This window comes from Isoptericola dokdonensis DS-3 (assembly GCF_001636295.1).
Taxonomy (GTDB): domain Bacteria; phylum Actinomycetota; class Actinomycetes; order Actinomycetales; family Cellulomonadaceae; genus Isoptericola; species Isoptericola dokdonensis.
In genome coordinates this window covers 319,640-338,474 of sequence record NZ_CP014209.1, presented here as the reverse complement: position 1 = coordinate 338,474, position 18,835 = coordinate 319,640, and the positions used below count along the sequence as shown (strand labels likewise).

General features: G+C 73.0%; 19 protein-coding genes and 1 tRNA gene. 13 read left to right on the top strand and 7 right to left on the bottom strand.

Annotated elements, in window-relative coordinates; all coding sequences use genetic code 11:
• Positions 1 to 6 precede the first annotated feature (6 nt).
• Positions 7 to 864 carry an SDR family oxidoreductase gene (locus I598_RS01555; protein ID WP_068200681.1) on the bottom strand — a complete coding sequence of 286 codons (858 nt, stop codon included), beginning with the start codon at positions 862 to 864 and terminating at the stop codon, positions 7 to 9.
• 278 nt (positions 865 to 1,142) lie between these two features.
• Here I598_RS01555 and I598_RS01550 point away from each other — a divergent pair, with 278 nt between their 5' ends.
• Positions 1,143 to 1,820, top strand: coding sequence for a PAS and ANTAR domain-containing protein (locus I598_RS01550; RefSeq protein WP_068200679.1), 678 nt, complete (start codon positions 1,143 to 1,145; stop codon positions 1,818 to 1,820).
• 21 nt (positions 1,821 to 1,841) lie between these two features.
• Here the strand turns inward: I598_RS01550 and I598_RS01545 are convergent, their stop codons facing one another.
• Complete coding sequence (locus I598_RS01545) at positions 1,842 to 2,924, bottom strand: FUSC family protein (RefSeq protein WP_068200678.1); 1,083 nt, start codon at positions 2,922 to 2,924, stop codon at positions 1,842 to 1,844.
• A 258-nt stretch (positions 2,925 to 3,182) separates the two neighbouring features.
• On the opposite strand from I598_RS01545, the gene I598_RS01540 reads away from it, so the two are divergent.
• Together I598_RS01540 and I598_RS01535 are read left to right on the top strand one after the other, a co-directional pair.
• On the top strand, positions 3,183 to 4,178 hold the full coding sequence (locus tag I598_RS01540) for an NADP-dependent oxidoreductase (protein ID WP_068200676.1): 996 nt from the start codon (positions 3,183 to 3,185) through the stop codon (positions 4,176 to 4,178).
• Between the two features lie 42 nt (positions 4,179 to 4,220).
• A complete protein-coding gene (locus tag I598_RS01535; RefSeq protein WP_068200674.1) occupies positions 4,221 to 5,078 on the top strand; it encodes an alpha/beta fold hydrolase in 858 nt (285 codons plus the stop codon).
• Positions 5,079 to 5,116: 38 nt separating this feature from the next.
• On the opposite strand, the gene I598_RS01530 is transcribed toward I598_RS01535, so the two are convergent.
• A complete protein-coding gene (locus I598_RS01530; protein WP_068200672.1) occupies positions 5,117 to 5,719 on the bottom strand; it encodes a TetR/AcrR family transcriptional regulator in 603 nt (200 codons plus the stop codon).
• 162 nt (positions 5,720 to 5,881) lie between these two features.
• Here I598_RS01530 and I598_RS01525 point away from each other — a divergent pair, with 162 nt between their 5' ends.
• From I598_RS01525 to I598_RS18275, 8 genes are all read left to right on the top strand, one after another.
• A complete protein-coding gene (locus I598_RS01525) occupies positions 5,882 to 6,595 on the top strand; it encodes an SDR family oxidoreductase (RefSeq protein ID WP_068200671.1) in 714 nt (237 codons plus the stop codon).
• 116 nt (positions 6,596 to 6,711) lie between these two features.
• On the top strand, positions 6,712 to 7,587 hold the full coding sequence (locus tag I598_RS01520) for a universal stress protein (RefSeq protein ID WP_068200670.1): 876 nt from the start codon (positions 6,712 to 6,714) through the stop codon (positions 7,585 to 7,587).
• A gap of 144 nt (positions 7,588 to 7,731) precedes the next feature.
• Complete coding sequence (locus I598_RS01515) at positions 7,732 to 8,283, top strand: GyrI-like domain-containing protein (protein WP_068200667.1); 552 nt, start codon at positions 7,732 to 7,734, stop codon at positions 8,281 to 8,283.
• On the top strand, positions 8,280 to 9,203 hold the full coding sequence (locus I598_RS01510) for a universal stress protein (RefSeq protein ID WP_198155726.1): 924 nt from the start codon (positions 8,280 to 8,282) through the stop codon (positions 9,201 to 9,203). The genes I598_RS01515 and I598_RS01510 overlap by 4 nt, the downstream gene beginning before the upstream one ends.
• Positions 9,204 to 9,321: 118 nt before the next feature.
• Positions 9,322 to 9,897: a flavodoxin family protein gene (locus tag I598_RS01505; RefSeq protein WP_198155725.1), complete on the top strand. Its 576-nt coding sequence runs from the start codon at positions 9,322 to 9,324 to the stop codon at positions 9,895 to 9,897.
• Between the two features lie 29 nt (positions 9,898 to 9,926).
• Positions 9,927 to 10,937, top strand: a complete 1,011-nt coding sequence (locus I598_RS01500) for a universal stress protein (RefSeq protein ID WP_068200664.1) — start codon at positions 9,927 to 9,929, stop codon at positions 10,935 to 10,937.
• Positions 10,934 to 11,518 carry a DoxX family membrane protein gene (locus I598_RS01495; RefSeq protein WP_068200662.1) on the top strand — a complete coding sequence of 195 codons (585 nt, stop codon included), beginning with the start codon at positions 10,934 to 10,936 and terminating at the stop codon, positions 11,516 to 11,518. The genes I598_RS01500 and I598_RS01495 overlap by 4 nt, the downstream gene beginning before the upstream one ends.
• A 51-nt stretch (positions 11,519 to 11,569) precedes the next feature.
• Positions 11,570 to 13,180, top strand: coding sequence for a GAF domain-containing sensor histidine kinase (locus tag I598_RS18275; protein ID WP_068200659.1), 1,611 nt, complete (start codon positions 11,570 to 11,572; stop codon positions 13,178 to 13,180).
• On the opposite strand, the gene I598_RS01485 is transcribed toward I598_RS18275, so the two are convergent.
• Positions 13,177 to 13,860: a LuxR C-terminal-related transcriptional regulator gene (locus I598_RS01485; RefSeq protein ID WP_068200658.1), complete on the bottom strand. Its 684-nt coding sequence runs from the start codon at positions 13,858 to 13,860 to the stop codon at positions 13,177 to 13,179. The genes I598_RS18275 and I598_RS01485 overlap by 4 nt on opposite strands.
• Before the next feature lie 115 nt (positions 13,861 to 13,975).
• On the opposite strand from I598_RS01485, the gene I598_RS01480 reads away from it, so the two are divergent.
• Positions 13,976 to 14,644, top strand: coding sequence for a GAP family protein (locus tag I598_RS01480; RefSeq protein ID WP_068200656.1), 669 nt, complete (start codon positions 13,976 to 13,978; stop codon positions 14,642 to 14,644).
• A gap of 54 nt (positions 14,645 to 14,698) precedes the next feature.
• Here I598_RS01480 and I598_RS01475 read toward each other — a convergent pair.
• The 3 genes from I598_RS01475 to I598_RS01465 all read right to left on the bottom strand — a co-directional run bounded on the left by I598_RS01475 (position 14,699) and on the right by I598_RS01465 (position 15,731).
• Positions 14,699 to 14,775 (bottom strand) — tRNA-Val (locus I598_RS01475).
• An 88-nt stretch (positions 14,776 to 14,863) separates the two neighbouring features.
• Positions 14,864 to 15,337 (bottom strand): peroxiredoxin, encoded by a 474-nt coding sequence (locus I598_RS01470; protein WP_232314227.1) that lies wholly within the window; start codon positions 15,335 to 15,337, stop codon positions 14,864 to 14,866.
• Entirely contained in the window at positions 15,327 to 15,731 is a 405-nt protein-coding gene (locus I598_RS01465) for a DUF3052 domain-containing protein (RefSeq protein WP_068200654.1), read from the bottom strand. Before I598_RS01465 ends, I598_RS01470 begins: the two co-directional genes overlap by 11 nt.
• Positions 15,732 to 16,057: 326 nt before the next feature.
• Here I598_RS01465 and aceE point away from each other — a divergent pair, with 326 nt between their 5' ends.
• Positions 16,058 to 18,817, top strand: coding sequence for a pyruvate dehydrogenase (acetyl-transferring), homodimeric type (gene aceE / locus I598_RS01460; RefSeq protein WP_418268505.1), 2,760 nt, complete (start codon positions 16,058 to 16,060; stop codon positions 18,815 to 18,817).
• Positions 18,818 to 18,835 lie beyond the last annotated feature (18 nt).

Here is an 18,835-nt window from a genome sequence, read left to right as displayed (position 1 = left end):
GGTCCGTCAGAAGACGGGCTTGCCGCCGGTCACGCCCAGCACGGTGCCGGACACGTACCCGGCGTCCGACGGCGAGGCGAGGAAGACGAAGGCGGGCGCGACCTCGGCAGGCTGGCCCGCCCGCCCCAGAGGCGTGTCCTGCCCGAACTTCTCGATCTTCTCCTCGGGCTGGGTGGCCGGCTGCAGCGGCGTCCAGATGGGCCCGGGCGCCACCGCGTTCACGCGGATCCCACGCGGACCGAGCTCGGCCGCGAGGTTGACCGTCAGGTTGTTGATCGCGGCCTTCGTCGAGGCGTAGTCCAGCAGCGCCGTCGACGGCTGGTACGCCTGGATCGAGGAGTTGTTGACGATGCTCGACCCCTCCCCCAGGTGGCGCAGCGCCGACTGGGTCACCCAGAACAGGGCGTACAGGTTCGTGCGCATGACACGGTCGATCTCGTCGGTCGTGACGTCCTCGAACGCGTCGCGTCGCGCCATCTGGAAACCGGCGTTGTTGACCAGGACGTCGAGGCCGCCGAGCGCCTCGGCGGCACGCTCGGGCAGGGCACGGGCGGTGCGCTCCTCCGTCAGGTCACCGGGCAGCAGCACCGCCGTCCGGCCGGTCTTCGTGACCCAGCGGGCGGTCTCCTCGGCGTCCTCCTGCTCCTCGGGCAGGTAGCCGATCGCGACGTCAGCACCCTCGCGGGCGAACGCGATCGCCACCGCCCGCCCGATCCCGGAGTCCCCGCCCGTGATCAGCGCGCCCAGGCCGTCGAGCCGGCCGCTGCCGCGGTAGCTCGTCTCGCCGTGGTCGGGGACGGGGTCCATCGCTCCGGTCAGGCCCGGGGGCTGCTGCTGCTGGGCCGGGAACGCTTGGTCGGTCATCGGTGTCCTCCTGGTGGGGTGAACGTCGGGCGAAGCCGCGCCTTGACCTCACTCCGACGGTAGCCCGGGGCGGTCCACTCGGCCACCGTGATGAAGGCGTCACAGGGATGTGCGATCCTGATCGGACGGGAGCCCAGTCACCAGCCCCCGATCGGCCGGCACCTCCGCGTCCGGCTCGTCTCCAGGACGACGACACCCCGCGTCGGCCGTCCCGGGAGGGGACACCTGTCGTGGAGACGGTCAAGAAGCGGCCGCCACGGCATCGGTGAGGAGGACCGATGACGACAACCCCGGAGATCTCTCTGCTCGGACGCGCGCTCGTGCGCGGTGACGTCGCGGCGACCGGCGCGTACCGGGTCGACGTCGCGACGCAGCGCTGGTGGTGGTCCGACGAGACCTACCGCATCCACGGGTTCGAGCCCGGCGAGGTGGTACCCACCACCGAGCTCGTGCTCGCCCACAAGCACCCGCAGGACCGTGACCGGGTGCGGGACCAGCTCGGCGGCATCGCCGGCTCCGGCCTCGAGCCGTTCGGCTCGCTGCACCGGATCGTCGACGCCCGCGGCGCCGAGCGGCTCGTGTGCATGGTCGGCGAGCCCCGCAGCGGGGAGCACGGGCCGGAGGTCCACGGGACCGTCGCCGACCTCACGGGACCGGTCGCCCGCCACGCCGCCCGCCGCGCCGACGTCGAGATCGAGGCCGCGGCGCGCAGCCGTCGCGACATCGAGCAGGCCAAGGCCGTGCTCGCCCTCGTGCTGGACCTCGACGACGACGAGGCCTTCGCGCTGCTGCGCCAGCACTCGAACCACGCCAACGTGGCCGTGCGGGAGCTGGCCCTGCGCGTGCTCCGGTACGCGCACGCGGCGCAGCGGCAGGGACGGCTCGACGCCTCCGCCCTGCTCGCGCAGCTCGCCGGTACCGTCGGCAGCCCCGACGACGCCGCCACCGCGCGCTGAGGCGACCGGCGGCGGACCGGCTCAGGGCCCGGTGAGCGTGCTCGCACCGCGACGCAGGGTCACCAGCAGCGCCCCGGCGACCAGGTAGTCGTGGTCGGTCCCCCGCCGCGCCTCACGCAGCTCCTCGCTCGCCTCGTCGAGCGCCTCCGTCAGCGCCGCCGCTGCGTCTGCGTCGGCGCCGTCCGGCCCGGCGGACCGGAGCGCGGCACCGAAACGGCGCAGGGCCAGGGCGAACGCGGGCCGCAGCCGTGACCCCAGGGCGACCTCGTCCTGCGAGCGCCCCTCCCACTCCACGAGGAGTCGCACGACGACGTCGACGACGTCCGACACCGACTCCAGGGCCTCCGCCCGTCGCAGCTGGGACCGGGCCTGGCCGCGGTGCCGCATCACCCGGAGGTTCGCGCGGGTCTCCTCCCGGACCGCGGCGACGGCGTCGCGGACCCGCACGATCGTCGGGCCCAGGTTGCGGCGCTGCGCCTCCCACGCCTCGACGTCCAGCGTCGTCTCGTTCTCCAGGCCGTCCGCGACCGTCTCCAGCTGTTCGACCAGGACGTCCCGCAGGTGGTCGAGGGCGAACTCCGACGGCGTCAGCGGCAGGGGCGGGTAGAGCAGGTTGACGCCGACCCCGATCGCCGCGCCCACCGTGATCAGCCCGCCGTACACGCCGGCGTACTCCAGGGCGTCGGCGTTGCCGAGGATGAGGACGAACAGCGCGGAGTTGACCACCCACGAGCCCATCTCCCCGAACCCGCGCCAGCCCGCGCACAGCAGCGCGACCCCCACGACCAGGGCGATCCCTGGCGCCCCGGGCTCGATGACCAGGTCGGCGGTCCACGCGATGACCGCGCCGAGGAGCAGCGCACCGACCGCCTGCACCGACTCGCGCACCGACCGCGCGACCGTGCTCATCGTGGCGATCACCGCGCCCAGCGGCGCGTAGTAGGGGTATTCCGAGAACGGCTCGGGCGCGATCACCCCGACCACCCACGCCAGCGCCGCGGCGATCGAACCCTTGAGCGCGATCGACCAGCGCGGGTGCCGCGCCCACACGCGTTGCACGGCGGTGAGCCCCCGGACGAGGTGCGAGGAGGACGAGTCGGCCATGCTCCGCATCCTCGCCACCGGCAGGCGTCGACGCACACCGAGAGCGGCGGTCGCGGCGAGGATCACAACAGCTCGGCATCCCTTGACATATTTACTGAGTCGCCTCAAACTTGAGTAGACTCGGCTCAAGGACGGCGCGCTCCGAGGCGGCGGGCGAGGGGGCCGGACCTCGTCGATCGCACGGTTCTCGCCGGGCCGAGCCCGCCGCTTCCTGCACCGCAGACCACCACCCCGACAGACCCCGAGGAGACAGAGACCGTGCGAGCCTTCCTGGTCGACGAGTACAAGCAGCCCGTCCACGAGGCGGAGGTGCCGGAACCCGCCGCGGGCGACCACGACGTGGTCGTGCGCGTCGCGGCGGCCGGCGTGAACCAGCTGGACGAACGGATCCGGGAGGGCGCCTTCAAGTCGATCCTGCCCTACCGCACCCCGCTGGTCCTGGGTCACGACGTCGCCGGGACGGTCGTCGCCGTCGGCGCGGACGTCCGGGACTTCTCGCCCGGCGACCGGGTGTTCGCCCGCCCCCGGGACCACCGGATCGGGACGTTCGCCGAGCGGATCGCCGTCGACGAGTCCGACCTCGCGCTCGCGCCGGAGTCGATCGACCTGGTCGAGGCCGCCTCCCTGCCGCTGGTCGCGCTGACCGCCTGGCAGGCACTGGTGGACTTCGGCGACGTCCGACCGGGCCAGAACGTTCTCGTCCATGCAGGTTCGGGCGGTGTCGGGTCGATCGCGATCCAGCTCGCCAAGCACCTCGGCGCCCACGTCGCGACCACCGCCTCCGCGAAGAACGCCGACTTCGTGCGGGAGCTCGGCGCGGACCTCGTCATCGACCACCGCACCCAGGACTTCGAGCAGGAGCTGTCCGGCTACGACGTGGTCCTGGACTCCCTCGGCGGGGAGAACCTCGCCCGGTCGCTGCGGATCCTCAGGACCGGCGGGAAGGCGATCGGGATCGCGGGGCCTCCCGACCCGGCCTTCGCGAAGAGCCAGGGCCTGAACCCGCTCGTGCGGGTGGCGGTCGCCGCGCTCAGCCGGAAGGTCCGCCGGCAGGCGAAGAAGCTCGGGGTCTCGTACGAGTTCCTGTGGATGCACGCCAGCGGCGAACAGCTGCGGCAGATCGCCGCGCTCGTCGACGACGGCACCCTGCGCCCGGTGGTGGCGACGACCTTCCCGTTCGAGCAGACCCCGCAGGCGCTCGACGCCCTGGCGGCGGGCGGCCTGCGCGGCAAGGTCGTGGTCACCGGCCCCTGACCCCCCACCGACGGACCACGACGAGCCACCGAAGGAGTCATCATGAGCACCACCGACGAACCCGTCGTCACCTCGTACGCCGAGGCACCCACGAAGACCGTCACCGCGGGCGGCACCACGTTCGCCTACCGTGAGCTCGGTCCGCGGGGCGGGCCCCCGGTCGTGCTCTTCGTGCACCTGGCCGGGACCTTGGACAACTGGGACCCGCGCCTCGTGGACGCGGTCGCGGCGTCACGCCACGTCATCACGTTCGACCAGCGCGGCGTCGGCGCGTCCTCCGGCCAGGTCCCCCGCACCATCGAGGAGGCCGCGGACGACGCCTACACCTTCATCACCGCTCTCGGGTTCGACACGATCGACGTCCTGTCGTTCTCCCTGGGCGGGATGATCGCCCAGGACCTGGTCGTCGCGCACCCCGACCTGGTCCGCAGGCTCGTCCTGACCGGGACGGGGCCCCGCGGCGGCAAGGACATGGACAAGGTCGTCGGCGTGACCTACCGGGACATCCTGCGCTCCGTCGTCGCCCGCTCGGACCCGAAGGAGTTCCTGTTCTTCCACCGGGACGCGGCCGGCAGGAAGGCCGGCAAGGAGTTCGTCGCGCGCCTCCAGGAACGCGCCGTCGATCGGGACCGGCCCATCAGCGCCTCGGCGTTCCGGACCCAGCTCAAGGCCATCCAGCGCTACGGCCGCTCCGCGCCGTCGGACCTGTCCGTCGTCACCCAGCCCACCCTGATCGCCAACGGCGACGACGACCGTATGGTCCCCTCGATCCTGTCCACCGACCTGCACCAGCGGATCAGAGGCTCGGAGCTGATCATCTACCCGAACTCCGGGCACGGGGCCCTCTTCCAGCACTGGCGGCAGTTCGCCCCCGTCGTCGCCGAGTTCCTCGCGCCCTAGCCGGCGGCTCCCGCAGGCCCGGGCGGACGCGACGACTGTCAGCGGGGAAGGATCGCGGCGACCTGGGTCCGGATGCTCGCCAGCAGGTCCGGGAGGCTCGAGGCCGCGTTCACGCTCGCCCCGAGCTCCAGGAGCAGGACGGCGGAGACCACCCGGGCCAGGGTGGCCGCCTCCACGGCGGGCACCTGGGCGCGCGTCGTCAGGACGTCGGCGACGGCCTCCTCGGTCTGCGCGACGATGGACAGCGCCTCAGCGTGATGGGGCTCTCCCGGGTCACCGAAGACCATCTCCCGCAGGTAGGTGCGGCCGTTGTCCACCTGGACGCGGTTGCACTCCGCGATCGGCGCCACCAGCGCCATCACCCCGTCCAGTGCGGTCGTCGCGGCGGCGGCATCGGCCTGCCCCCGCTCGAGCGCGGCGGCGTAGTGGGCGTTCTGCACCAGCAGGAGCAGCTCGCCCTTGGTCCTCGCGTACAGGAACAGCGTGCCGGTGCCGATGTCCGCCGCGTCGGCGATCTGCTGCGTCGTGACATCGTCCACGCCGTGCTGGGCGAACAGCTCGCCGGCCGCCGCGGTGATGCGCTCGAGCTTGGCCTGCTTGTTCCGCTCGCGTCGCCCGAGGGGCTGGGACGCCACCGCCATCGGTCTCCTCCTGGAATAAACGTTGACCTGCCTCAGTTCTGAGTGTAGTCACTACAGCGTGGGCTCGCACGCCGCCGATCCCCCACGCCTGCACGAGGCTACCGGTCGCGCACACCGGCTCCCCTCGCCCGACGCCCACCGATCTCGAAGAACAGGAACCCCATGACCTCCCTGCACGGATCCGTCGTCCTCGTCACCGGCGCGAACGGCGGCATCGGAACCCACTTCGTCCACGAAGCACTCGCCCGCGGCGCCGCCAAGGTCTACGCCACGGCCCGCAGGCCCCACGCCTGGGACGACGACCGCATCGTGCCGCTCGCGCTGGACGTCACCGACCCGGCCTCCGTCCGCGCAGCCGTCGAGGCCGCACCCGACGTGACCGTGCTGATCAACAATGCCAGCGCGACCGCGGCCGGCCCCGGAATCCTCACGCACACCGACGAGGAGATCCGCGCCAACGTCGAGACGAACTTCCTCGGGCCGCTCTTCCTCGCCCGCGCCTATGCCCCGATCCTGTCCGCCCGGGGCGGCGGCACGGCGATCATCGACATGCACTCCGCCCTCGCGTGGTACGCCGTCGCCGGGATCTACTCGGCCACCAAGGCCGCCCTGTGGTCGGCGACCAACTCCCTGCGGCTCGAGCTCCGGCCCGCCGGCGTCCAGGTCGTCGGCGTGCACGTCGGCTGGGTCGACACACCCATGGCGGCCGGCACCACCGACCCGAAGCTCGACCCCGCCGTCCTCGTCACCCGGGTGCTGGACGCCACCGAGGCCGGCGAGCACGAGGTCCTCGCCGACGAGGCGTCCGTCCAGGCAAAGGCCGCCCTCGCGGCGCCCCTCGAAGCCGTCTACCCGCAGCTGAGGGCCGTGGTCTAGCTCCGGGTCCACCGACCTTGTTCCACCGCAGGACGGGACGAAGGCCCCTGTCCCGGACGCGCGGCCCCTGCCCATGCTGGGAGCACCGAGGAGCTTCGGTCCGCCAGGAGGTTGCCATGCGTCACGACGGTCCCGTGGTCATCGCGCTCGACGGCTCGCCGCACAGCACGCAGACGCTGCACTGGGGGCTGGACGAGGCGGAGCACCGCGCGGCGGAGGCCGTGCTCGCCCGCACGTACCAGGTTCCCCTGGACCGCTCCGGGTGGGGCTGGTACCTCGTCGTCGCGGAGACCCCCCTGCGCACCGAGGTCAGCGAGTACCTCGACGAGACGCTCGACCAGGCGACCGCGCGGAGCCCCGGGATCGTCGTCACGACGCGCGCTCTCGAGGGGCAGGAGGTCCCCACGCTGCGCGCCCTGAGCAGGGACGCGCAGCTGCTCGTCGTCGGCGCGCAGGGCCAGGCCGGACGGACGCGCACCGGACGGGTGGCCGCCCACCTCGCGGCCCACAGCCTCTGCCCCGTGGCGGTGGTCCGCCAGGCGTCGGCCAGGTCGGTCGTGGTCGGGGTGGACGGCTCTCCCACGTCCCTCGCCGCGGCGGACGCCGCCGCCCGGGAGGCTACCTGGAGGAGCGCACCGCTCGTCGTGCTGCACGCCCGGCCACCGCTGCGGGCTCCGAACGTGACCTTCGTCGTCCCCGCGATCGAGACGGCGGACGCGGACGACCCCACGCACCGGGCCGCGCAGCGGACCGCCGCGACGCTGCGGGAGGAGAACCCCGGGCTGGAGGTCCGCCTCGAGCTCGTCGACGACGAACCGGCGCAGGCGCTGCTGGCCCGTTCGGGTCCGGACGACCTCGTCGTCGTCGGCTCCCGCGGCATGGGCGCCTTCCGTGGCATGCTCCTCGGCTCGGTGAGCAGCGAGGTGGTGCGGCGAGCGGCGAGCACCGTGCTGGTGGTCCACGACGGCGAGGACCTTCCGGACCGGAGCTGATCGGGCACAGGTCCCGCCGGCACGCGACCAACGGCCCTGTCGTCCCGGTCGCCGCCCGGGCAGCGTGGAGGTCACGTCCCCGGACGAGGGCCGACGCAGAGGTCCGGACACGGCGGGCGACGCTCACGCGGAGAGGACAGCACGGTGGACGAGCACGAGATCAGGCTGATCGACCATCCCGCACAGGCCACCGTCGGCGTGCGGCGGGTCGCCCGCACGGACGAGCTCGGCGACGTGTTCGCGACGCTCCTGCCCCGGGTCACGGAGCTCCTGGACCAGCTCGGCGTCCGACCGGCGGGCCCTCCCTTCGGGCGCTACCGCGACCGGACGGGCGACGAGCTCGACGTCGAGGTCGGGTTCCCCGTCGACGACGACGTCACCCTCCCGCCGGTCCCCCACGGGGCCGGGAGCGAGCCGCGAGCCGGGGTGGTGGTCGCCGCGAGGCTCCCGGCGGTGCGCGTGGCCGAGGTGATCCACACCGGTCCGTACGACGGCCTCGGGGCGACCCGCGCCCGCGTGGACTCGTGGATCGCCGAGCACCACCTGCGCCCGCTCGGCGAGTCGTGGGAGCTCTACGAGGCCGGCCCGGAGTCCGACCCGGACCCCGCGACCTGGCGCACCCGCGTCGTCGTCGCCATCACCGGCCCTGCCGTGGAGGCACCCTCGCCGCCCCCGCACGCCGGAGCGGGGTCGTGAGGGCCGTGGAACGCCCGGCACCCGTCGTCGTCGCCGTCGACGGGACCGACCGCAGCGACGGCGCCGTCCGGTACGCGGTCCTCGAGGCACGACGACGCGGGACGGGCCTGAGCGTGGTCCACGTCGCGCCCACCGCCCTGCCCGTCGGGGGCTCCATGCCCTACCTGGACTTCCGCGGGGACGCCCTGACCGAGGTCGCCCGCAGGGTCGCCGACGAGGCGGTAACCCGGATCCGGACCCTCGCGCCGGACCTCACGGTCGAGGGTGTGCTGCGGCAGGGCCGGCGCGTGGAGGAGCTCGCCGGCACGGCCGCCACGGGCAGCCTGCTGGTGCTCGGTCGCGAGACCCGGCACGGTGCGGACCGTGTCTACGTCGGCACCACCACGGCCGCCGTGGCGGCGCGGGCCCCCGTGCCGGTGGCCGCGGTCGGGAGCGACTGGCAGGCGACGGAGCACGGGCGCGTCGTCGTCGGCGTCGAGCCCCGCTCCGGAGAGGTCCTGTCGTACGCGTTCCCCCTCGCGGCGGCCCGGCACGCCACCCTGCAGGTCCTGCACGCGTGGACGGTTCGCGACCCCTACGCGGACCTCGACCCCGAGCGGACCGGCGACTGGGTGGTCGCCGCCACGCGGCTGCTCGAGTCGACGGTGGCCGACTGGAGCGCCGGCTTCCCCGACGTGACGGTCGAGGTCGCGGTGGTGCACGGTCGGCCGGCGCAGGTGCTCGTCGACGCGTCGGCGAGCGCGGACGTCGTCCTCGTCGCACGGCGTCGGCGCAGCCTCGGGCACCCGAGCCGCCTCGGCGCCACCGCACGGGCGGTGCTCGGCCACGCCGCCGCCCCGGTCGAGGTCGTGCCGTTGACCGGCGTCCCGCAGCACGCCCCGCTCGTGCTCGAGCGCTTCGGCGAGGTCCTCCGGAGCTGATCGGCGGGCCCGGGACCTTGGACCCTCCACGTCGGGTCGCGTGCCCCTGTCGGCGAGCGCCCGCGAGGCGATGTCCTGGGAGGAGCAACCCCGCCCCTCTCCGTGGCCAGGAAGGACCGTGATCACCGTGACCGCTCTCGTCGTGTACGAGTCGAGCTTCGGCAACACCGCGTCCGTCGCCAGGGCGGTGGCCGACGGCGTCGCCCAGCACATGCCCGTGCGGGTCGTGCCGGTCACCGATCCGGCGTCCGAGGCGCCGGTCGACGAGTCCCTCGTCGTCGTGGGCGGCCCCACCCATGCGTTCGGCATGAGCCGGGCGAGCACGCGGCGAGAGGCGCAAGGACGGCGCGGCGCCACGCCCCACGACGTCCCGGGCGTCCGCGACTGGATCGCGCACCTGCCGACCGACCCCGACGGCCGGCTCTACTGGATCGCGCACCTGCCGACCGACCCCGACGGCCGGCTCTACGCCACGTTCGACACCCGGGTGACGACGGTGCAGCACCTGCCCGGCTCCGCCGCCCGCGCGGCCGCACGTGCCCTGCACCGCAGCGGCCACCACGCCGTGGGCCACCCCGAGTCGTTCTACGTCGCGGACGTCGAGGGCCCGCTCCTGCCCGGCGAGCTGGACCGTGCCCGGGAGTGGGGCGCGGCGATCGCGCAGGCGGCCGAGAACCTCCGGGCCACGACGTAGGCCCGATCGTGCCAGGACCGGAGGACCTCATGGCCACCACCTCGGAGCGTCCGATCGTCGTCGGGATCGACGGGTCGCCGGAGGCGTCCCGTGCGCTGGCCTACGCCGTGCGGCAGGCGGAGCGGGAGAGCTGCTCGCTGCTGCTGGTGAACGCGATCCACGAGACCGTCCCGGTCGGCCCGATGCTGCCCCTGATCAGTGCCGAACCGCTGGCCGACGTCGGGCGCCAGCTGCTCGCCGAAGCACGCGACGTCGTGGAACAGCTCTCCGACGGCAGGGTCGCCGTCCGGCTGCAGGAAGCGCTCGGCCCCGCGGTCGAGGCGCTCGCCGCCGCCGGCGCACGAGCCCGGCTCGTCGTGCTCGGGCACCGCCCCACCTCGCTCATCGGGCGGATGTTCACCGGCAGCACCACCTTCGGCGTCGTCGCCCGTGCGACCTGCCCCGTGGTGAGCGTGCCCCCGGACCGGACCCCGCAGGACGCCGCGCTCCGAGTCGTCGCCGCCGTCGACGGTTCGCCCTGCTCCGCCGACGTCCTCGCCCGCGCGTTCGTCGCCGCCGAGCAACGGTCGGCCCGGCTCGAGGTGGTGCACTGCTGGCGCCTGCACCCGTTCTACAGCTACCTCGTCGACGAGTGGTCCGTCCAGGAGCAGTGGGGCACCCAGGCGCACGGCATCATCGACCGCCTCGTCGCCGAGGCCGCACGGGAGCACCCCGGCGTGCCGGTCGAGTGCCAGGTGGAGTACGCCGACGTCGCCGACACGCTGGTCCGGCGCTCCTCCGGCGCCGACCTGCTGGTCATGGGCCGCCACGGGCACGGGGCCCGGGGCTCCCGGCCGGTCCCGGCCGTCCTCGGCAGCGTGACCCGCACCGTCCTCCAGCACACGCACTGCCCGGTCGAGGTCGTGCCACCTCGCTCCTCGACCGACACGTCTCTCGAGCGCCGCGAGGCGGCACGGACCATCGCCGCCGGAACTGCCCTCGACCCGTCCGACGTCGCCGCACCCGTCGGCGGCCCACCACCAGGAGGAACGTCACCATGAGCACCTACCAGAGCCGCCACGAGGCTCCGCCGACCGCACCCACCACCCCCGCGGGGGCCGCCGTCGGAACCCCCACCGGGACCTCCCCCGGGGCCCGCCGCGCGCTGCGCTACGTCGGCGCGGTCATCAGGATCAGCCTCGGCTGGGTCTTCCTGTGGGCCTTCCTCGACAAGCTCTTCGGCCTCGGGTACGCAACGCCGCCCGAGGGAGCATGGCTCGAGGGCGGCCAGCCCACCGCCGGGTTCCTCGGGAACGCGACCACCGGGCCGTTCGCCGACTTCTACCAGGGCCTGGCAGGCCAGGTCTGGCTCGACTGGGTCTTCATGATCGGGCTGCTCGGCATCGGGCTGGCCCTGCTGCTCGGCATCGGGATGCGGATCGCCGCCGCGGCCGGCGCGCTGATGCTCGTCCTCATGTGGACGGCGGTGCTGCCGCCGGCGAACAACCCGTTCATGGACGATCACCTCGTCTACGCGCTGGTGCTCGTCGCCCTCGCCCTGGGCGACGCCGGACGCACGTTCGGTCTGGGCGCCTGGTGGCAGCAGACGTCCCTGGTGCGACGCTGGCCCGTCCTGGTGTGAGAGGCACCGCCCGGAGGTGCCGGGCAGCACCCCCCGGCTTACGCTCCCCGGGTGGAGAGGACCTCGGCCGAGGTGCAGGACGCCATCCTGCACGCGGTCCACGGTTTGACGTCCGACGTCGACCTGCGCGACCTGCTGGTCGGCGTCGTGCGCGCCGCGTGCGACCTGTCCGGGGCCCGCTACGGCGCGCTCGGCGTCATCGGCGGCTCCCGCCGGCACCTCGTCGAGTTCGTCACCGAGGGCATCGACGACGAGGGCCGGGCGCGCATCGGGCACCTGCCGACCGGGCGCGGCCTGCTCGGCCACCTGATCGTCCACCAGGAGGCGCTGCGCCTCGAGGACCTCACGACCCATGCCTCGGCAGCGGGCTTCCCGCCCGGGCACCCGCCGATGACCACGTTCCTCGGCGTCCCGGTCCGGGTGCGGGGCCGGGTCTTCGGCAACCTGTACCTCACCGACAAGACGACGGGGCGGGCGTTCACCGCCGCGGACGAGGACGCCGTCACGGCCCTGGCCGGCGTCGCCGGCCTCGCCATCGACCACGCCCGCCTCCTGCTGTCCGCCGAGCGACGAGCACTCTGGCTCGAGGCCACGGCCGCCATCCCCACGGCCGTCCTGCGCGCGGCGAGCACGGACGACGCCCTCGACGTCGTCCTGCGGGAGTGCCTGCGCGCGTCCGGCGGGCTCACCGCCATGGCGATCGCGCCCGGACCGGACGCCCCCGGGACGTTCACGGTCCGCACGGCCGTCGGCGACCTCGGACGCGACCCCGAACGCACTCTGGCCGACCTCCGTCCCGCCGTCCTGCTCGCGATGGCCAGCAGCGAGACCCGGTGGGCCGACCTCCCGGGCGCGGGCGGCGCCGTCATGACCCGGCTGTCGATCGACACGCTCACCCGCGGCGCGCTCGTCATCGTGCTCCGGCGGCGGGCCTACGCGGAGCACCTCGCCGAGGACTCCGACCTCGTCGCGAGTTTCGCCGGTCAGGCGTCCCTCCTCCTCGAACGGCGACACACCCGGGCCATGCAGCAGGAGATCGCCGTGCTCGCCGAGCGCAACCGCATCGCGCGCGACCTGCACGACGGTGTCACCCAGCGGCTGTTCGCCCTGGGCCTCCAGCTCACCGCGGCGGAGCGGCGAGCACCGCCGGACGTCCAGGAGCTCCTGCATACGATGGCGAAGGACCTCGACGACACGATCCGCGAGGTCCGCCGGGCGGTCGTCCACCTCCGCCCGTCCGACCGGCAGCAGCACTCCCTGCGGGCCAAGGTCCAGGCGCTCGTCGCGGAGTACACCCATGTGCTGGACCGGTCCCCGGCGCTGCGGATCGACGGCCCCGTCGACATCCTCGTCGACCCGGCGCTGCACCACCACGTCGTCGCCGTGCTGCGCGAGGCCCTCTCGAACGCCGCGCGGCACGCCGCCGCCACCGGCGTCCAGGTCGAGGTCGTCGCCACCGTGGACGAGCTGACCTGCACGGTCGCCGACGACGGCGTCGGGTTCGACCCGGCAGCGGCGCGCAGCGGGCTGCTCAACCTCGCCGAGCGCGCCGCCGAGCTCGGCGGGGCCCTCACGATCAGCTCACGCGACCCGCACGGCAGCGAGATCGTCTGGCGGGTCCCCCTGCCCGGCGGCGGGACCGAGCCCCCGAGGGAGGGCTAGCGCCCGCCCCGCCCGTCGTGCCGGAACCCGGACCCGTCGTCCGTCGCACCGAGGAGCCGCGTCGCCATGACCGCCGCCTGCGTCCTCGACTCCAGGCCCAGCTTCGTCAGGATGTTCGACACGTAGTTCTTCACCGTCTTCTCCGACAGGAACATCTGCGAGCCGATCTGCCGGTTCGTCAGCCCCTCGGCGATCAGCATGAGGACCCTGTGCTCCTGCTCGCTCAGGCCCGCCAGCGCCGGTTCCACCGCGGGCCCCGCCCGGAGCCGTTCGAGCACGCGCGACGTCAGGGCCGGGTCGATCATCGACTGGCCCGACGCGACGCGCCGCACCGCCACGACCACCTCCGGTCCCGTGATCAGCTTCAGCAGGTACCCGGACGCCCCCGCCATGATCGCGGCGAACAGGGCCTCGTCGTCGTCGTACGAGGTGAGCATCAACGCCCGCAGCTCCGGCATCGACGAGTGCAGCTCCCGGCAGACCTCGATCCCCGAGCCGTCCTGCAGCCGCACGTCGAGCAGAGCGACGACGGGCCGGGTGCGACGGATGTCCTGCACCGCCTCGACCGCCGAGCCCGACTCCCCCACCACCTCGAGGTCCTCCTCGGCGTCCAGGAGCCCCCGCAGGCCGCGGCGCACCAGCTCGTGGTCGTCGAGCAGGTACACCCGCACGCTCTCCATGCCCCCGTTCTACCCCCGCCCCGCACCGGTCACCATCGGTGCCGGCGCGCCGCCAGGACCCGTCGCGGCTACGTTCGGACCGACCGCTCCCAGCGCACCGAACGAAGGAGCCCCGATGGGTTCAGCCATAGGCCAGTCCCTGCCCGTCGCCGTCGGCGTGCTGATCAGCCCGTTGCCGATCGTCGCGGTCGTCCTCATGCTGGTGAGCCGGCGCGCCACGGTGAACGCGACCGCCTTCCTGCTCGGCTGGTTCCTGTCGATCACGGTCGTGGCGCTCCTCGTCGCGGTGCTGGTCGGCTCCGCGTCGACCGACGACGGCGGGCCGCCGGCGTGGGCGGCGTGGGTGAAGATCGTCCTCGGCGTCCTGCTCGTGCTGCTGGCGGTCAAGCAGTGGCGCGGCCGCCCCCGGGCGGGAGCGGAGCCGGAGACGCCGCAGTGGATGCAGGCGATCGACGCCTTCACCCCCGTCCGGGCGTTCGGGCTCGCTGTCCTCCTCAGCGCCGTGAACCCGAAGAACCTGCTGCTCGTGGTGTCGGGTGGTGCGGCGATCGCGAGCGCGTCGTCCGACACGACGGAGCAGGTGGTGGCATCGATCGTCTTCGCGCTCGTCGCCAGCATCGGTGTCGCGGTGCCCGTCGGCGTCCAGCTCGCCGCCGGTGAGCGTGCCGGCGCGGTGCTCGACGACCTCAAGGGCTGGATGGTCCAGAACAATGCGGTGATCATGGCCGTGCTGCTGCTGGTCCTCGGCGCCAAGATGGTCGGCGACGGCATCTCGGCGATCTGACGACGGACCGCCCCCGACGACGGGGAGGCACGGGCAGAACGGAGGGAAACCTGGTGGTGGGCCCGGAGGGATTCGAACCCCCGACATCCACGGTGTAAGCGTGGCGCTCTAACCAGCTGAGCTACAGGCCCTGGCAGCGCAGGCAAGGATACCGGTCGCGCGGGTGGTGCTCGCCCGCGGGCCCGCCCGCCGGACGACGACGTCGGCGGGCGGCGCCGCTCAGATCTCGGTGAGCGCCCGGAGATACCCGTCGAGCTCGCGGCGCTGCCCGCGCGGGTGCACGACGGACCAGCGGACGATGCCGTCGGCGTCGACGAGGAACGACCCGCGCAGCGCGTGCCCGGATCTGTCGTCGAAGACGCCGAAGGCGCGCGCGGCGGCCCCGTGCGGCCAGAAGTCGCTGAGGAGGACGAAGCCGAAGCCCTCGACCTCCTGCCACGCCTTGAGGGCGAACACGGGGTCGGTCGAGACGGCGAGGAGCCGGACGCCCGCGGACTCGAAGTCCTCGATGTTGTCCCGCAGCTCGCACAGCTCGCCGGTGCAGATGCCGGAGAACGCGAACGGGTAGAACACCACCAGGACGGGCTCGCCGCGCAGGTCGGCGAGCTGGGTGGGTGTCCCGTGCGTGTCCGGGAGGGTGAAGTCGGGTGCCGGGTCGCCGGCGACCGGCGGGGTCAGCCGCTCAGCGCCCACGGTTCGCGAGCCGCGTCGCTGACCAGTCGTCGCCGGCGGCGAAGGTGCTGGTGGCGTGCAGGCCCGCGGTGGTCGCCGCCTCCTGGATCTCGTCGTGGCCGACGTGGCCGTCCCGGCCGGGCTTGCGCGTGAGCAGCCAGACCTTCCCGCCGTCCTCGAGCGCCGTCTGTGCGTCGACGAGCATGTCCGTGAGGTCGCCGTCGTCGTCGCGCCACCAGACCAGGACGGCGTCCGTGACGTCGTCGTAGTCCTCGTCGACGAGCTCACCGCCGAGCGCGGCCTCCAGCGCAGCGCGCAGGGGCTCGTCGACGTCGTCGTCCCACCCGAACTCCTGCACGACCTGACCGGTGGTGAACCCGAAGCGTGCCGCCTGGGTGTCCGCCTGCTGTCCCACGGGTGTGCTCTTTCCTTCCGTCGACGATGGGCACGACGTCTGGCGCGCCTCGAGCGCCAACGTAGTGCACTCGAGCCGCAGATGCCCGCCCAGTCCGGCGAGGACGGCGGACACGCCGGGCCGACGAGGTGCAGGCATGACGTAGATCACGGATTCTTGACTCCCTGCTGGTGTTCCCCCGGGCAAAGTCGCGACACAATGACTGATGACCACCCGTGGGTGGACCGCGCCGTCGCGACCCCGACGACGCGGCCTCCGCGTACGGGGACGCCTTGCACGAGCGGCCGCCACACCTGGCGGCAGCCCGCAGAAGAGAGAGGTTGCTGGTGGCTTCCAACGAGACGGGACCGCTGATCGACGGTCTGCTCAGCGCTGTGCCGGACATCGACCCTTCCGAGACCTCGGAGTGGGTGGAGTCCTTCGACGGGCTCATCGACGACAAGGGCGGACCCCGTGCCCGGTACGTCATGCTCAACCTGATGCGCCGCGCCCGTGAGCGCAACGTCCAGATCCCGACGTCGGTGGCGACGCCCTACGTGAACACCATCGGTGTGCACGAGGAGCCGTACTTCCCCGGCGACGAGGCCGTGGAGCGCCGCTACCGCTCGTGGATCCGCTGGAACGCCGCCGTCATGGTGACGCGCGCCCAGCGCCCCGAGGTGTCGGTCGGCGGGCACATCTCCTCCTACGCGTCCGTGGCGACGCTGACCGAGGTCGGCCTCAACCACTTCTTCCGCGGCAAGGACCACCCGGGCGGCGGCGACCAGGTCTACTTCCAGGGGCACTCCTCCCCCGGCCAGTACGCCCGCGGCTTCCTCGAGGGCCGGCTCTCCAGCGACCGCCTCGACGGCTTCCGCCAGGAGAAGTCCCACACGGCCGGCGGCCTGCCGTCCTACCCGCACCCGCGCCTGCTGCAGGACTTCTGGGAGTTCCCGACCGTCTCGATGGGTCTCGGCCCGGCGTCGGCGATCTACCAGGCGTGGACCAACAAGTACCTGCACAACCGCGGCATCAAGGACACCAGCCAGCAGGACGTCTGGGCGTTCCTCGGCGACGGCGAGATGGACGAGCCGGAGTCGCGCGGCATGCTGCAGCACGCCGCGCACCAGGGCCTCGACAACCTGACGTTCGTCGTCAACTGCAACCTGCAGCGCCTCGACGGCCCCGTCCGCGGCAACGGCAAGATCATGCAGGAGCTGGAGGCGCAGTTCCGCGGCGCCGGCTGGAACGTCATCAAGGTCGTCTGGGGCCGCGAGTGGGACGCCCTGCTCAACGCGGACAAGGACCGCGCCCTGGTCAACCTGATGAACTCCACGCCCGACGGCGACTACCAGACCTACCGCGCGGAGTCCGGCGCGTTCATCCGCGAGCACTTCTTCGGCCGGGACCCCCGGACCAAGGCGCTCGTGCAGAACATGACCGACGACGACATCTGGAACATGAAGCGCGGCGGTCACGACTACCGCAAGATCTACGCCGCGTACGCCGCCGCGCGCGCCCACACGGGCCAGCCGACGGTCATCCTGGCGCAGACGGTCAAGGGCTACGCCCTCGGCTCGAGCTTCGCGGGCCGCAACGCCACGCACCAGATGAAGAAGGTCAAGAACGAGGACCTCAAGGCGCTGCGCGACAACCTGCGGATCCCGCTGACGGACGAGCAGATCGACGCCGACCCGTACCTGCCCCCGTACTTCCACCCGGGCATGGAGGACGAGACGATCCAGTACATGCTGGAGCGTCGTCGTCACCTCGGCGGGTTCGTGCCGGAGCGCCGCAGCGCGCCGAAGGCGCTCACGCTGCCGCCGGCCAAGACGTACGAGCTGCTCAAGAAGGGGTCGGGCACCCAGCAGGTCGCCACGACCATGGCGTTCGTGCGCCTGCTCAAGGACCTCATCAAGGACAAGGAGTTCGGCCGGCGCATCGTGCCGATCATCCCCGACGAGGCCCGCACGTTCGGTCTGGACTCGATCTTCCCGAGCGCGAAGATCTTCAACACCAACGGCCAGAACTACCTGGCCGTGGACCGCGAGCTCATGCTGAGCTACAAGGAGTCCGAGTCCGGGCAAATCATGCACACCGGCATCAACGAGGCCGGTTCCGCGGCCGCGTTCCAGTCGGTCGGCACGTCGTACGCGACGCACGGCGAGCACATGGTGCCGGTCTACATCTTCTACTCGATGTTCGGCTTCCAGCGCACCGGCGACCAGTTCTGGGCCGCGGGCGACCAGATGGCGCGCGGCTTCATCATCGGCGCCACCGCGGGTCGCACCACCCTCACGGGTGAGGGCCTGCAGCACGCCGACGGCCACTCGCCGCTCATCGCCGGCACCAACACGGCGATGGTCCAGTACGACCCGGCGTACGGCTACGAGATCCGCCACATCATGCGTGACGGCATCGAGCGCATGTACGGCGAGGGCACGGACGGCGTCGACGCCAAGGGCCGCCCGCAGGACGTCATGTACTACCTCACGGTGTACAACGAGCCGATGGTCCAGCCGGCCGAGCCGGAGGACGTCGACGTCGAGGGCATCCTGCGCGGCATCCACCGCGTCGCGACCGACGACGGCGAGGGCCCCAAGGCCCAGCTGCTCGCCTCGGGCGTCGGCCTGCCCTGGGCCCTCGAGGCGCAGGAGCTGCTCCGCGAGGACTGGGGCGTCTCCGCCGACGTGTGGTCGGTGACCTCCTGGAACGAGCTGCGTCGTGACGCGCTCGCCGCCGAGAAGGACGCCCTCGTCGACCCGGCCGCCGAGCCGCGCGTGCCGTACGTGACGCAGAAGCTGTCCGGCGCGCAGGGTCCGTTCGTCGCCACCAGCGACTACGACCACCTCGTGCCGGACCAGATCCGCGCCTGGGTGCCCGGCGACTACGCGGTGCTCGGCGCCGACGGCTTCGGGTTCTCCGACACCCGCGCCGCCGCTCGCCGGTACTTCCTCATCGACGGTCCGTCGATGGTCGTCAAGACGCTCCAGCAGCTCGCCCGCCGTGGCGAGGTGCCCCGCGAGGTCGTGGCGCAGGCCGTCGAGAAGTACCGCCTGACCGACGTCAACGCCGGCACGTCCGGCGTCGCCGGCGGCGACAGCTGACGACCTGCCACCGGTAGC

Bases quoted from the DNA above. Each gene is read 5' to 3' on its own strand.
- I598_RS01555 (WP_068200681.1), bottom strand. From the start codon at position 864: ATGACCGACCAAGCGTTCCCGGCCCAGCAGCAGCAGCCCCCGGGCCTG.
- I598_RS01550 (WP_068200679.1), top strand. From the start codon at position 1,143: ATGACGACAACCCCGGAGATCTCTCTGCTCGGACGCGCGCTCGTGCGC.
- I598_RS01545 (WP_068200678.1), bottom strand. From the start codon at position 2,924: ATGGCCGACTCGTCCTCCTCGCACCTCGTCCGGGGGCTCACCGCCGTG.
- I598_RS01535 (WP_068200674.1), top strand. From the start codon at position 4,221: ATGAGCACCACCGACGAACCCGTCGTCACCTCGTACGCCGAGGCACCC.
- I598_RS01530 (WP_068200672.1), bottom strand. From the start codon at position 5,719: ATGGCGGTGGCGTCCCAGCCCCTCGGGCGACGCGAGCGGAACAAGCAG.
- I598_RS01525 (WP_068200671.1), top strand. From the start codon at position 5,882: ATGACCTCCCTGCACGGATCCGTCGTCCTCGTCACCGGCGCGAACGGC.
- I598_RS01520 (WP_068200670.1), top strand. From the start codon at position 6,712: ATGCGTCACGACGGTCCCGTGGTCATCGCGCTCGACGGCTCGCCGCAC.
- I598_RS01500 (WP_068200664.1), top strand. From the start codon at position 9,927: ATGGCCACCACCTCGGAGCGTCCGATCGTCGTCGGGATCGACGGGTCG.
- I598_RS01495 (WP_068200662.1), top strand. From the start codon at position 10,934: ATGAGCACCTACCAGAGCCGCCACGAGGCTCCGCCGACCGCACCCACC.
- I598_RS01485 (WP_068200658.1), bottom strand. From the start codon at position 13,860: ATGGAGAGCGTGCGGGTGTACCTGCTCGACGACCACGAGCTGGTGCGC.
- I598_RS01480 (WP_068200656.1), top strand. From the start codon at position 13,976: ATGGGTTCAGCCATAGGCCAGTCCCTGCCCGTCGCCGTCGGCGTGCTG.